Origin of the sequence: Mesorhizobium sp. L-8-3 (assembly GCF_016756615.1) — a bacterium.
In the GTDB taxonomy this organism is placed as follows: domain Bacteria; phylum Pseudomonadota; class Alphaproteobacteria; order Rhizobiales; family Rhizobiaceae.
The window spans coordinates 350903-364130 of the sequence record NZ_AP023262.1 but is presented as its reverse complement, the minus strand read 5'-3'; the positions used below and the strand labels follow the sequence as shown (position 1 = coordinate 364130).

At 65.0% G+C, this 13228-nt stretch carries 14 protein-coding genes and 1 pseudogene; 8 read left to right on the top strand and 7 right to left on the bottom strand.

Annotation, left to right across the window (positions count from 1 at the left end; translation table 11 throughout):
- Positions 1-97: 97 nt before the first annotated feature.
- Complete coding sequence (locus JN302_RS01660) at positions 98-1099, bottom strand: LacI family DNA-binding transcriptional regulator (RefSeq protein WP_202331378.1); 1002 nt, start codon at positions 1097-1099, stop codon at positions 98-100.
- Positions 1100-1364: 265 nt separating this feature from the next.
- Between JN302_RS01660 and JN302_RS01655 the strand changes: the two genes are divergently transcribed.
- The 7 genes from JN302_RS01655 to JN302_RS01625 are packed head-to-tail and all read left to right on the top strand — an operon-like array spanning position 1365 to position 7966.
- A complete protein-coding gene (locus JN302_RS01655; RefSeq protein ID WP_202331377.1) occupies positions 1365-2945 on the top strand; it encodes an ABC transporter substrate-binding protein in 1581 nt (526 codons plus the stop codon).
- Between the two features lie 55 nt (positions 2946-3000).
- Entirely contained in the window at positions 3001-3942 is a 942-nt protein-coding gene (locus tag JN302_RS01650) for an ABC transporter permease (protein ID WP_202331376.1), read from the top strand.
- Between the two features lie 3 nt (positions 3943-3945).
- On the top strand, positions 3946-4821 hold the full coding sequence (locus JN302_RS01645; RefSeq protein WP_244846158.1) for an ABC transporter permease: 876 nt from the start codon (positions 3946-3948) through the stop codon (positions 4819-4821).
- A complete protein-coding gene (locus tag JN302_RS01640; protein WP_244846157.1) occupies positions 4818-5855 on the top strand; it encodes an ABC transporter ATP-binding protein in 1038 nt (345 codons plus the stop codon). Before JN302_RS01645 ends, JN302_RS01640 begins: the two co-directional genes overlap by 4 nt.
- A complete protein-coding gene (locus JN302_RS01635; protein WP_202331375.1) occupies positions 5852-6856 on the top strand; it encodes an ABC transporter ATP-binding protein in 1005 nt (334 codons plus the stop codon). Before JN302_RS01640 ends, JN302_RS01635 begins: the two co-directional genes overlap by 4 nt.
- Positions 6849-7607, top strand: a complete 759-nt coding sequence (locus JN302_RS01630; protein ID WP_202331374.1) for an alpha/beta fold hydrolase — start codon at positions 6849-6851, stop codon at positions 7605-7607. The genes JN302_RS01635 and JN302_RS01630 overlap by 8 nt, the downstream gene beginning before the upstream one ends.
- 26 nt (positions 7608-7633) lie before the next feature.
- The gene (locus tag JN302_RS01625) at positions 7634-7966 is read left to right on the top strand and encodes a hypothetical protein (RefSeq protein ID WP_202331373.1); all 333 of its coding nucleotides are present in this window, start codon (positions 7634-7636) and stop codon (positions 7964-7966) included.
- A 29-nt stretch (positions 7967-7995) separates the two neighbouring features.
- Here the strand turns inward: JN302_RS01625 and JN302_RS01620 are convergent, their stop codons facing one another.
- A complete protein-coding gene (locus tag JN302_RS01620) occupies positions 7996-8565 on the bottom strand; it encodes an NADPH-dependent FMN reductase (protein ID WP_202331372.1) in 570 nt (189 codons plus the stop codon).
- Positions 8566-8799: 234 nt separating this feature from the next.
- Here JN302_RS01620 and JN302_RS01615 point away from each other — a divergent pair.
- Positions 8800-10170: pseudogene (locus JN302_RS01615) on the top strand (cytochrome P450).
- Positions 10171-10252: 82 nt separating this feature from the next.
- On the opposite strand, the gene JN302_RS01610 reads toward JN302_RS01615, so the two are convergent.
- The 5 genes from JN302_RS01610 to JN302_RS01590 form a co-directional block, all read right to left on the bottom strand.
- Positions 10253-11077, bottom strand: a complete 825-nt coding sequence (locus JN302_RS01610) for a cyclase family protein (protein WP_202331371.1) — start codon at positions 11075-11077, stop codon at positions 10253-10255.
- 76 nt (positions 11078-11153) lie between these two features.
- Entirely contained in the window at positions 11154-11519 is a 366-nt protein-coding gene (locus JN302_RS01605) for a YraN family protein (RefSeq protein WP_202331370.1), read from the bottom strand.
- Positions 11509-12408: a 16S rRNA (cytidine(1402)-2'-O)-methyltransferase gene (rsmI, locus tag JN302_RS01600; protein ID WP_202331369.1), complete on the bottom strand. Its 900-nt coding sequence runs from the start codon at positions 12406-12408 to the stop codon at positions 11509-11511. Before rsmI ends, JN302_RS01605 begins: the two co-directional genes overlap by 11 nt.
- A gap of 112 nt (positions 12409-12520) precedes the next feature.
- Positions 12521-12943 carry a type II toxin-antitoxin system VapC family toxin gene (locus JN302_RS01595; protein ID WP_202309804.1) on the bottom strand — a complete coding sequence of 141 codons (423 nt, stop codon included), beginning with the start codon at positions 12941-12943 and terminating at the stop codon, positions 12521-12523.
- Positions 12940-13215, bottom strand: a complete 276-nt coding sequence (locus JN302_RS01590; RefSeq protein ID WP_202309803.1) for a type II toxin-antitoxin system Phd/YefM family antitoxin — start codon at positions 13213-13215, stop codon at positions 12940-12942. The genes JN302_RS01595 and JN302_RS01590 overlap by 4 nt, the downstream gene beginning before the upstream one ends.
- Between the last annotated feature and the right edge of the window lie 13 nt (positions 13216-13228).

Sequence of the window (13228 nt, the reverse complement as noted above, 5' to 3'; positions counted from 1 at the left end):
GCGCTGTTCAGCCGGCGGGCGATCGCCGCACTCCCTCCGTAGTTAAAGCACTGCGTCGCCTGCGTTGGTCTGGCAAGATGAGGCAAGGAAATATGCCTCAAATCGCGCGGCAGGATTCGCGGATCTGGAGGCGTGGCGGGATTCGGACGATTTGCGGGGTGGCAGCGTCGCCGGCAATCCGGGTCGTTAGCAGTTCGGATGCCCGGGTACTGATCGCCGCGATGTCCTGATGCAGCGACGTGATGCTGGGGGCCCAGCCTTCGGCAGGATGGAACCCGTCAAAACTGACCACCGAAACATCGTTCGGCACGCTGAGCCCGATATTCTTGAGACCTGCCATGGTGCCGAGCAATTGGGCGATGTTGATGCAGGCGATGGCCGTGGGTGGCCTGGCCATATTCATCAATTGCTGTACCGCCGTGAAGGCGTGGTCGGACCTGTAGCACGACCGTCGCACCAGGTCGTCGCGCACTGAAACGCCGGCCGCGGCCATAGTCTGGCAAAAACCATCGAAGCGCTCGTCGGACGGCGAGATGCCGGGCCGACCAACGAGGAAGGCGATGTCGCGGTGCCCGAGAGTGAGTAGGTGCCGCGTCACCAGCTGTGCGCCCAGATGGTTGTCGTCGACCACTGCATCGAAGCGGCTGTCAGGGATCACCCGATCGACGAGAACGGCCGGGGTGCGGATGGCGGCAGCCAGACGCGACGGATAATCCGCTCCCTGGCTGGTGGGCGCCACAATCAGGCCGGCGACGCGATGCGCCGAAAACAGCTCGATCTCGCGAAACTCGCGCACCGGGTCATCTTCGTTGCTGGCGAACAACATATTGTAGCCCCGATCCGACAGCGCCGACTGCATCGCTTTGGCCAGATGGGCGGCCCAGGGCGTGGCAATGTCGGGGACGATCAGACCAATGGTATTTGAGACGCCCTTGCGCAGGTTTCTCGCCACCGGATCGGGGTGGTAGCCCGCCTCCCCGACGGCGGCCCAGACGCGAGCGCGCAGTTCCTCGCTCACCGGAGCCGTGCCGTTGAGCGTGGCCGAGACTGTGGTGATCGAGACCTTGGCTATGCGTGCGACGTCGCGAATGGTCGACATTCGATGCTCCGAACTCCAGCTTCTTCAACCTGACACAAAACGTTTCGTCAATGGCAGAGCGTAGTTCCAAGCGGCAAACCGCCCATTTTCGGGATATCCGCGTCGGGCTGCGCCGCACAGGGCACTTGCACATACCAATATTGCAAGCTAAACACAAAACGTTACGCGTTCTGAAGGTCCGTGACACCTTGAACCTTTAGGAAACTGCGATTGTGGAAAGCGCGTAACGTTTTGTGCCGCCTAACGGGCGGTTGGGAGGGAGTTCATGAAACTGAAATCACTGGCTTTGACGGCGATCGCCGCCTCGCTGATGCTGGGGGGCACATTCGGCGCAACCGCCGAGGAAGTCCTGCGACTGCGTATGAATGGCGACATCAATTCGGTCGACCCGATCGCCACGACCAACTTCACCATTCGCAACAGCGCCTACCTGATCTACGACACGCTGTTTGCGCTCGACGCGAACTTTGCCGTGCAGCCGCAGATGGCCGAAGGCTACACGCTGTCGGACGACCAGTTGACCTACACGATCACGCTGCGCGACGGCCTTAAGTTCCATGACGGCTCGCCCGTGACCGCCGCCGATGCCGTGGCGTCGCTGCAGCGCTGGGGCAAGGTGGATGGGCTTGGCAAGATCCTGTTCGACAAGGCCGAAGCGCTGACCGCGACCGACGACAAGACCCTCGTACTCCAGATGAAAGAACCGTGGGCGCAGGTCCTGCCGGCGCTGGGCAAGATCTCGTCAAACGTACCGTTCATCATGCCGGCGCGGTTGGCGGCCAACGACCCGACGGTGCCCGTGACCGAGCCTATCGGTTCGGGCCCGTTCAGGATGATGGTCGATGAGTGGGTGCCGGGCAGCGTCGCGGTCTATGAGAAGTTCGCCGACTACGTGCCGCGTTCCGAGCCTGCCAGCATGGCGGCCGGTGGCAAGGTGGCGAAATTCGACCGCATCGAAATCCGCTACATCCCGGACTCTTCGCAGGCGGTCGATGCGCTGCTCAACGGTGAAATCGACTGGATCGAGGACGTGGCCGCCGACCTGATCCCGCTGTTCGAGGGATCGGAAACGGCACACATCTTCGCCAACCCTCAGGCCGGCAACAGTCTGCAGTTGGTGGTCAACCACCTCAACCCGCCCTTCGACGATCCCAAGGTGCGTGAAGCACTGCAGTGGGCGTTGGAGCCGACGCCGTTCATGCAGGCCATCTTTGGCGAACAGACGCAACTCTACCAGGTCTGCGCGGCCGTCTTCTTCTGTGGCTCGCCCTATGAGAGCACCGTCAACACCGACCGCATCATGACGCGCGACCCGGCCAGGGCGAAAGCCTTGCTGGCGGAGGCCGGATATGACGGCACGCCTGTGTTCCTGCCGCACGTCACCGACATTCCGTTCCACGACCACGCTTATTCGGTGCTCAAGCCCATGCTCGAGGAGGCTGGTTTCGCGGTTGATGAGAAGATGACGGATTGGGCATCGGTGTCGACCCGCCGCGCCAGCAAGGAACCGGTCGCCAATGGCGGCTGGAACGTGTTCTTCACCGGCTGGGGCTATGTCGACCAGTCCAACCCGATGACCAATGTCTACGTCGCGGGTGCCGGCCTCGATGGCTGGTTCGGCTGGGCGGACTCGGCTGAGCTCCGCGACCTGCGCACTCGTTTCGCGGTTACATCGGACCCCGCCGAAAAGAAGTCGCTGGCCGAGAAGATGCAGACGGTCGCCTATGACCTCGTGCCCTTCGTCCCGCTCGGGCAGGCCTCGTTGGCCCAGGGTGTCGCCTCCAACCTCGAAGGCTTCATCGACAGCCCGGTTCCGTTCTTCTGGAATGTGAGCCGCAAGCAGTAAGCTCGCCTATCGCGCCGCCCGGATTCACCGGGCGGCATTGCCGGGGAGGTCGTTCATGTTTGCCTATGTAATCGGCCGGGTGCTCTCGGCCATTCCCATCCTGCTGATGGTGGCGGTCTTCATCTTCTCCTTGGTGAACCTGACGCCGGGCGACCCCGCCCTGCTGATTGCCGGCGACAATGCCACACCCGCCCAGGTCGAACAGATCCGCGAGCGCCTGCATCTCAACGAACCGCTTCTGACGCGTTTTGCCATCTGGGTGGGCAACGCGCTGCAGCTCGATCTCGGCGTCTCGATCTATTCCGGCCAGCCGGTGACCAAGCTGATCGCGCAGCGCATCGAACCGACTTTCGTGCTGGCGACAGTGACGCTGATCATCACCGTGATGATCGCCGTGCCGCTCGGAGTGATCGCCGCCTGGAAGGCGAACACCTGGATCGACCGCTCGATCATGGGCTTTGCCGTGCTCGGCTTCTCGGTGCCGGTCTTCGTCATCGGCTACCTTCTCACCTATGTCTTCGCGGTCAACCTCGGGTGGTTCCCGGTGCAGGGCTACAGCCCGCTCAAAAATGGCGCGCTCGACACGCTGCGCAGCGTGACGCTGCCCTCCGTGGCGCTGGCACTGGTCTTTGCCGCTCTCATCGCCCGCGTCACCCGTGCCGCCATGCTCGACGTGCTCAATGAAAACCACGTCCGCACCGCGCGGGCCAAGGGCCTGCCGACGCTGCGCATTCTCATCGTCCATGCGCTCAAGAATGCCGGCGTACCGGTAGTAACTGTCATCGGTATCGGGCTCGCTACCCTGGTGGGCGGTGTGGTGGTGACCGAGTCCGTGTTCAATATCCCCGGCATTGGCCGCCTCACCGTCGATGCCGTCACCCGGCGGGACTACCCGATCGTGCAGGGCGTCATCCTGTTCTTTGCCGCCGTGCTGATCGTCGTCAATATCCTGGTCGACATGAGCTACGCGCTGCTCGACCCGCGCGTGAGGGGCTGAGCCATGAGCATGCTCGGCACCTCCTCCGTAGGGCCATCGCCTGTCTCTCGCTGGCTCGACTACGCCCGCCGCAACCCGGCGACAGTCGTTTGCTGTGCCCTGCTTTTCGCCTTCGTGCTGATTGCCATCTTCGCACCGCTGCTCGCCGGCGATCCGTTGAAGATCGATCCGGCACAACGCCTGAAGCCACCGAGCGACAGCGCCATCTGGGGGCGCGACCATCTGGGTCGCGACGTCTATGCCCGCGCCGTCTATGGCACGCGGGTCTCGATGGCGGTCGGCTTTTTGGTCGCCATCCTCGTCACGCTGCTCGGCGTCGCCATCGGCATCTATGCCGGCCTCAGCTCCATCGGTGGCGCCGTGGTCATGCGCCTGACCGACGCGATGATGGCAATCCCGGCCGTGTTGCTCGCCATTGCCTTCGCCTCGCTGATGAGTGCCGGGCTGCTGACGGTGATCGTCGCCATTACGATCCCTGAGGTCCCGCGCATGGTGCGGCTGGTGCGCTCGGTGGTGCTGGGCGTGCGCCGGCAGTTGCACGTCACCGCAGCCATCTCGATCGGCACCTCCGGCTTGCCGCTCGTGTGGCGGCACATCCTTCCCAACACCCTGGGGCCGGTGCTGGTGCAGGCCACCTATGTCTGTGCTTCGGCGATCATCGCCTCGGCCGTGCTCAGCTTCCTCGGCGTCGGGCTGTCGCCCGAAGTGCCGAGCTGGGGCGGCATGATGGCCGACGCCCGTCAGCAGTTCCGCATCCATCCGGTGCTGATGCTTTATCCGGGCGTGCTGCTGTCGCTGCTTGTGCTGGCGGTGAATATCCTGGGCGACCGGCTGAGCGACGCGCTCGATCCACGAAAGTCGCGGAGATCGGGCCTATGAACATGCTGTTCCAGTCGCAGCCGCCCGTGCTCGTGGTCGACAATCTCAGCCTGGAGTTCACGAACGGCCCCAGCCGCATCCATGCCCTCGACGGAGTGTCGTTTGGCCTCGCTAGGGGAGAGACGCTTTGCCTCGTCGGCGAGTCCGGATGCGGCAAGAGCGTGACGGCCATGGCGCTGATGAGATTGCTGCCCAAAAGCAGCGCCCGGATCACCTCCGGCGCGATCCGTCTCACCGGGACGGATCTCATCGGCCTCCCCGAGCGCAGCATGCAGACCATTCGAGGTAACCGCATCGGCATGGTGTTTCAGGATCCGATGACCTCGCTCAACCCGGTGCATACCGTCGGCATGCAGATCGCCGAGACGGTGCGGCGACACAAGCGAGTTGGTCGGCGCGAGGCCTATGCCCGGGCGCGGCAGATGCTCGACCTGGTGCGCATCCCCGACGCCGGGAACAGGCTCAATGCCTACCCGCACGAGCTTTCAGGTGGCCAGCGCCAGCGTGTCATGATCGCCATGGCGCTGGCCTGCGATCCGGAACTGCTGATCGCCGACGAGCCGACCACCGCGCTCGACGTCACCGTGCAGGCGCAGATCCTCGAACTGATCGCCGACCTCAAGACCGAACTGGGCATGAGCGTGCTGCTCATCACCCACGACCTCGGAGTGGTCGCTGCGACGGCGGACCGGATGATGGTGATGTATGCCGGTCGCATCGTCGAGGAAGGGCCGGTGGAGCGAATCTTCGCCCGGCCCTCGCACGGCTACACCGCCGGCCTGCTGCGTTCGCTGCCCGGGCATGGCGCAGCGCGACGGGGAACCCTGACCGAGATCGTCGGCACCGTGCCGCGCCTCGACCGGCCGGTGGAGGGCTGCGTCTACGCCCCGCGCTGCGGCTTTGCCGAGGCGGGTTGCACCGCCTCCCTGCCCCCGGCACGGGAAATCGAGGCTGGTCACCGCTCGTCATGCATTCGCGAGGCGGCGGTGTTCGCAGCGATGCGCGACCACGACATCGTCAGGAGCTGGGCATGAGCGCCTTCCTGTCCCTGCGCCATGTCGGCAAGGATTACCCGCTGGCCCGGCGCGGACTATTCCTGCCGCGCCGGAAACTGCGCGCCGTCGACGACGTCTCGCTCGACGTATTCGAGGGTGAGACGCTCGGCCTCGTCGGCGAGAGCGGCTGCGGCAAGTCCTCGCTGGCCCGCCTGATCGTGCAGCTTGAAGCGCCGAGCCGTGGCGCCGTGTCCCTCGACGGCATCGAGCTGGCGACGCTGGACAAGCGAGCGCTGAAACAGGCGCGTCGCAACTTCCAGATGGTGTTCCAGGACCCCTACGCCTCGCTCAATCCACGCATGAAGGCCCGCGCCATCATCGGCGAGGCGCTGCGCAACTATCGCACCGGCACGCCTGACGAGATCGAGGCACGGGTCGAAGAGCTGGCGCGGCAGGTCGGTCTTGGCACCCATCTGCTCGATCATTTCCCGCACGAACTCTCCGGCGGGCAATGCCAGCGCATCGGCATAGCCCGCGCCATCGCGCTCAACCCGCGGCTCATCGTCGCCGACGAGGCGGTTTCGGCGCTCGACGTCTCCATCCAGGCTCAGATTCTCAATCTGATCATCCGGCTGCAGGCCGAGATGGGCCTGACCCTCGTCTTCGTCTCGCACGACATGTCGGTCATCGCTCATGTCGCCGACCGCGTTGCGGTGATGTATTTGGGCCGCATCGTCGAACTGGCAACCACCGAGGCGGTGTTTTCCCGCCCGGCCCATCCCTACACACGGACCCTGCTTGCCGCCGTGCCCACCCCGACACCGGCCGCACGAGGCCGGCGCACGGCCTGGGCAGGCGAAATGCCGAGCCCGCTCGCTCCGCCCTCCGGCTGCCATTTCCGCACCCGCTGCGCCCACGCCACCGCGCGCTGCACCGATGAGGTGCCGGCGCTACGCGACATCGGTGGCCAGAGCGTCGCCTGCCACCACGCCGAAGCTCTGCTTTCGCCTACCGCCGCATCAGAGGTTGTCCATGTCTGAGCCGCTCGTCCTTCTACCCGGGCTACAGTCCGACCATCGCTCATGGGTGAACCAGACACGCTATTTCAGCCCGTCACGGCGGGTGATCGTGCCGCAACGGCATCAGCATTGCGACACCATCGCCGCGATGGCCGACCGCGTCCTCGAGCAATTGCCGGCGCGCTTCCACCTCGCGGCCTGGTCGATGGGCGGCTACATCGCCTTGCAGATGCTGCCCCAACTGGCCGGACGGCTGCTGAGCCTCACCCTCATTTCCACCTCCGTCCGGCCGGAAGACCCTGCCAGTACTGCCCGCCGCATGGAGGTTCTCGAGCTTGCCGAACGAGAGGGCATGGCCGTCTCGAACCGTCGCACCATGTCCCAGGCCTGCCTCGATTTCGAGGCCGTCGACCCGGAAGTCCGCGCCGGCCTGCGTGACGCTTCGGTGGAACTCGGGCTCGAGGCCTATCGCAGGCAGCAGCGGGCAATCATCAATCGCCCCGATTCACGTAATATGCTCAGATTGGTCGATTGCCCGGCACTCGTCCTGGTAGGCGACCATGACACGGTGACGCCCCCAGAATGCGCTCGGGAAATTCACGAAGCGATACCTGGCTCCCACATTACGGTCCTTGAAAACTGCGGCCACTGCGCACCGCTCGAGCATCCGCTTCTCATCAACGAGTTGCTGAGTGAGTGGTTGTCTTTGCACGACCGGGTCGATGCCGGCCCAGGACGGAACGGCAATCGCTCGGATTTGATCGTTTCATAGAGACGTGGCGCTGCTCGGGACGATCGATGCGACCCTCGGCCTATCCGGGTTTCCCGGAGCGCATCGAGCTCACCTGCGCGAAGGGCACCGCCTCGCCCGCCGGCACCGCGCTGTCCGTGGCATTCCAGGACGGGCGCAAGGTCGAGGTCAAACCCGACGGCAGTGCGGCCGGTTTCGGCGCCGACCCCATGGCCTTCCCGCATGACTACCATCGAGCCGTCATGTCCGATTTCATCGAAGCCATTTCGTCGGGTCGTGAGCCCCAGGTAACCGGCAAAGAGGCGCTGCGCGTGCACCGGCTGATCGATGCGCTCGTTGCAGCGGGCCGCGAACGGATGCCCGTGGCCCTGATGCCGTGATTGCGAAGCGCGTTGGCTGATGTGAACGCTCAGGCGGAACGCAAAGGCTTCAGCGCCTCACTCCAGCGATAGAGCTCGTCGAGCATCGTCGCCGCACCGGTCGCGACGATATCGGTCGGCGCGAAGGCGCCGTCCGCATCGAGGAATTGCGGGAAGTTCGGCAGCGGCACGCCTTCCGGGATCGGCACGACCTTCAGGGTCGACAGCAGCTGCTTCTCGGCCTGCACGGCGCGCAGGCCGCCCGATATGCCGCCATAGCTCAGGAAGCTCGCGGGCTTGTACTGCCATTCGCGCGTCAGGTAGCTGATCGCGTTCACCAGCGCCGGCGGCGCGAAATAATTGTATTCGGGCGTAACGAAGACGAAGGCGTCGGCCGCATTCACCGAGCGCGACCAGGCCTTGGTGTGTTCGTTATCATACTCGCCCAGGCGTGGATGCTTCGGCTCGTCGAAGATCGGCAGGTTGAATTCGGCGAGGTCCACCAGCACCGGGTCGAACTTGCCATGTTCCCTGGCGAACCTGTCCATCCAGCGGGCGAAGACCGGGCCGACGCGTCCGGGTCGCGTGCTGGCGACGACGATGTTGAGCTGATGTGCCAAGTCGGTTTCCTTTTGGTCGAGAGTATCCAATGGTGACCAGCACATAGGCGATGCTTCACATGCGAAGCAAGAAGGCACTTCGAGGTGACCGACTGAACTTCGGGTAACTATTGATCCCCAATCGATTGCGGCTGCCCGGATGTTCGTCCCCAGGCGCGTTCGGTCGATGCACGGCCGGCTGCCTTATCGCGGCATGGACGCGCGCTGCGGCGGCTCCTACATTGATGTTGAGCCATGGATACCGTGCCCGCCCCTTTCGTGCCGCCTGCGCCAAAACCGCGCACCAGCCCGCCGTCGACGCTGCAGATGATCCGCATCGTCTACCGCAACCCGCTCGAATTGTGGGGCGAGCCCTCCTACAACGAGCCGTGGATTTCCGTCTCGGGCATCGGCGGGCCGCTTGTCATCGCCAACGATCCTGGCCTCATCCGCCACGTGCTGGTGGACAATGCCAGGAACTACAAGATGGCGACCGTGCGCCAGAAGATCCTGCGCCCGATCCTGCGCGACGGGCTGCTGACCGCCGAGGGTGAGGTCTGGAAGCGCTCGCGCAAGGCCATGGCGCCGGTTTTCACGCCGCGCCATATCCACGGTTTCGCGGGCTCGATGTTGCGGTGCTCGGAAGCATTCGCCACACGCTACGACGATCTCGTCGGCACGACCGACGTCGCCCGCGACATGACCATGCTCACCTACGAGATCCTGGCCGAGACGCTGTTCTCGGGCGAGATCGCCGGCGAGCCCGGCAGCTTCTCCCACCAGATCGACCGGCTGTTCGAGACGATGGGGCGCGTCGATCCGCTGGACCTGCTGCGCGCGCCCGACTGGTTGCCGCGCGTCACAAGGCTGCGCGGGCGCAAGACCATGGCCTATTTCCGCAAGATCGTGTCCGACACGGTCGCCATGCGGGAAGAACGCATGCGGCGCGATCCGGACGGCGTGGCCGAGGATTTCCTGACGCTTCTGCTGCGTGCCGAAGGCCCCGAGGGGCTGAACCGCGCGGAGATCTAGGACAACATCATCACCTTCATCGGCGCCGGCCACGAGACCACGGCGCGCGCACTCGGCTGGACGATCTACTGCCTGGCGGAGGCGCCCTGGGAGCGCAAGCGGATCGAGGCAGAGATCGACGCGGTCACGGCGCGCGAGCCTGACCCGGTCAAGTGGCTGGAGGCGATGCCGCTGACGCGGGCCGCCTTCGAGGAGGCGCTGCGGCTCTATCCGCCGGCGCCGTCGATCAATCGCGAGCCGGTGGAGACGGACCATTACAGGGACCTGGTGCTGCCCAGGGGCGCCCAGGTGCTTGTGATGCCCTGGACGGTGCATCGCCATCGGAAGAACTGGGACAATCCCGAGGCCTTCCTGCCGGAGCGTTTCCATCCCGGCAACCGCGAGAAGATCGACCGGTTCCAGTATCTTCCCTTCGGTGCGGGCCCGCGCGTCTGTATCGGCGCGAGCTTCGCCATGCAGGAGGCGGTGATTGCGCTCGCGGTCCTGCTCAAGCTCTACCGTTTCGATACCGTCGGCGAAACCAGGCCTTGGCCCGTTCAGAAGCTCACCACGCAGCCGGAAGGCGGCCTGCCGATGGCGGTGACCAGGCGATAGATCGCCGGCACCAAGCGCACTCGCGCGCGTAGCAGCGGTGTTCCCCGAGCCTCCTTCGCGGGGCGCTGGCGGCGGTCCAGCCTCAGACCAGCGCGAACACCCGTGCCGGGCCGCCGGTGCCGCCCCTCACTTTCGGTGCGCCGACGATGATGGTCGCGCCCTTGGCCGGAAGCCGGTCGAGATTGGCGACACCCTCGATGCCGTAGCGGCCGGCCGGCAGCCAGGTATTGTGCACGATGAAATCGGGCGAGGGGCCGTGGTCGAGCGACAGCGTGTCGACGGCGATGGCCTTGGTCGACGTTTCGAGCAACTGCTGCACTGCCTCTGCATGGAACCCCGGGAAGTGCATCGTCTTGCCGTCGTCGCCGACATTGCGGAACTTGTCGTTGGCGACATTCGCGCCCCAGCCCGACAGCATGGCCACCACGGCGCCATCAGGCAGTTCGCCATTGGCAGATATCCAGGCCTCGAGGTCGTCGGGGGTAACCTGCGCATCCGGGTTCTCCGCCGCCTTGGCGCGGATGTCGACGACCACGAGCGGTGCGATCAGATCCTCCACCGGCAGTTCGGCCACCGATTTTCCGTCGGCGGAAAAATGCAGCGGCGCGTCGATATGCGTGCCCGTATGCTCGTTGATGCGCCATTCGTTGAGATTGAAAGTGTGTTCCTTGAAGTTGAATTTCTGTTCGATAAAGAGCTGCTGGCCGCCAAAATAGGTAGGGAATTTGTCCAACAGCTCATGCGTCAGGTCCTCAGCCCTGGCCGGAGCGGATTGCGCCAGAAGCGGCGTCGGCGCGGCCGTCGCCGCGATCGCCGCCGCTCCAGCCGCGGCGAGCCCGCCGGCAAAGAAGCTGCGGCGGTTCAGCATGTCGGATTTCACCTTCTCGATGACGCAGTGATGGCACATCTGGCTCTCTCCCGGGTTTGGTTTCGAAGGAAGAGTAGCCCGAAACGGCAGCGCGGCAAGCTCGACTGTTGCCGCCTCAGTTCCGGCCCTGGAAAATATTCTCGACATGCACCGGCCAGCGGCGTGGCAGCACCGCGACCATGTCGAAACGTATCGACAGCCTGCTATGGTCGGGCTGCCGGGCGAGCCACAGGTCGGCCGCAGCCTCGATGCGACACTGCGAAGCCCAGCCGATCGCGTCCATGGCCTCGGCGAGCGTCGGCCGCGCCTTGACCTCGACGATGACCACGAGGTCGCCGCGACGCGCGACGAGATCGATCTCGCCGAGTTTCGTGCGGAAGCGCCGCGCCACGATGCGATAGCCTTTGACGAGAAGCGCCAGCGCCGCCATCCATTCGCTGCGATGGCCGCGGCGATAGGCCCTGAGGCGGTCAGCCGGCATTCTTGAGTTCCAGCAGGCGCCGGTAGAGCTCGGGTTTCCTGCCGCCGGTCATGCGGGCGGCTTCGGCCGCCGCCTTGGACGCCGGCATCTCTTCAGCAAGGGAGAGGAGCAACCGGTCGACCGCTTCGGGTGCGGTTTCGGCCGCGGCTGTCGGCGGGCCGACGCAGATGACGATCTCGCCTTTCGGCGTTTCGGCCTCGGCGTAGTGCGCAGCGAGCACGCCGAGCGTGCCGGTGCGCATCTCTTCGAAAGTCTTCGTCAGCTCGCGGCCGATCGCCGCCTGCCTGGCTTCGCCCAGCACGCCGGCCATGGCGGCCAGCGCGTCGGCCAGCCGTCGCGGTGATTCGAAGAAGATCAGGGTTGCCGGCACCGGCTTCAACTCGTCGAGCCGCGAGCGCCGCTGTCCGTCCTTGACCGGCAGGAAGCCGGCGAAGAGGAAGGCGTCGGAAGGCAGGCCCGAAGCGGTGAGCGCTGCGAGCACGGCCGACGCGCCCGGCACCGGGACGACGCGGATCCCGGCTTCGAGCGCCTGGCCGACGAGGCGGAAACCAGGGTCCGAGACCAGCGGCGTGCCGGCGTCGGAGACGAGCGCGACGCTCCTGCCGCCATTAAGCGCCTCGATCAATCGCGGCCCGGCCTCGGCCGCATTGTGCTCGTGATAGGCCACCGGCTTCTGCCTGATGCCGTAACGATCGAGAAGCACCCGGGTGACGCGCGTGTCCTCGCAGGCCACGACATCCGCGCCCGCGAGCGTCTCCAGTGCGCGCAGCGTGATGTCGGCGAGGTTGCCGATCGGCGTGGCCACGAGATAGAGCGCCGGCTCGAGCGGCCGCGCGGCGATCTCGGTCTGGGCGATCACATAGGAGCGCTTGGCTTCGGTCTGCTGCACCCGTGGCCTCTCGTGGGTTCTTATCGGCCATTCTTTGACATGGCCGGGGGCATGTTGCAAAGCACTCGTCAGCTCTGCAAGCTTGCTTGGCAAGTTCCGACCCAGGCAGCGGCTACAGCTCCCATGGGTTGAGAAGAGGAACCCCAAAGGACGCGAAGTCCTTGGTGTTTCGCGTCACCAGAGTGAGTTGCCTGCCCAGTGCGGTCGCGGCCAGGAACCCGTCCATCGTTGAAAGCGCCCTTCCGATCTTCTGGCTTTCGGCCATGAGATCTCCCCATCGCTCGGCGGTCTCAGGGTCGATTGGTAGGATCCGGCCGGCGAAACGGTCGGGGAGATCATGCACCAGCCAGGCAGCGAGCGCCTCCCTTCGTCGCCCATCGTCCATCAGGAGAACGCCACGACGAAGCTCAGCGAGTGAAATGACGCTTATGAACGACCTGTCCTCATCGACTTCATCGAGCCAGGCGAGAACCTTTGGGCTTGGCGCCGGACGTCGGACTTCAGACAGGACGTTGGTATCCAGCAGGTAGCTCACAGAGCTATGTCACGCGGTGCGTCGTGATGCCGATCTATCTCAATATCGGTGCCACGCAATGGTGAATTGAGCAGGAAGTCGGCAAGGCTTCCCTTGCGCGTTGTCTTGCGCGCCCATTCTTCGGCTGAGACGATCACCGCACTCGGCTTGCCGTTGCGTGTGATCAACTGGGGCTCAGCCTGGGCGCGGTCAACGACCTCGGAGAGCTTTGCCTTTGCCCGCGCCAGAGTCCACGTTGCAGCTTCGGCCGGGCCTGTCTCAGGCGTAGTCATCTCGAGCCTCCAT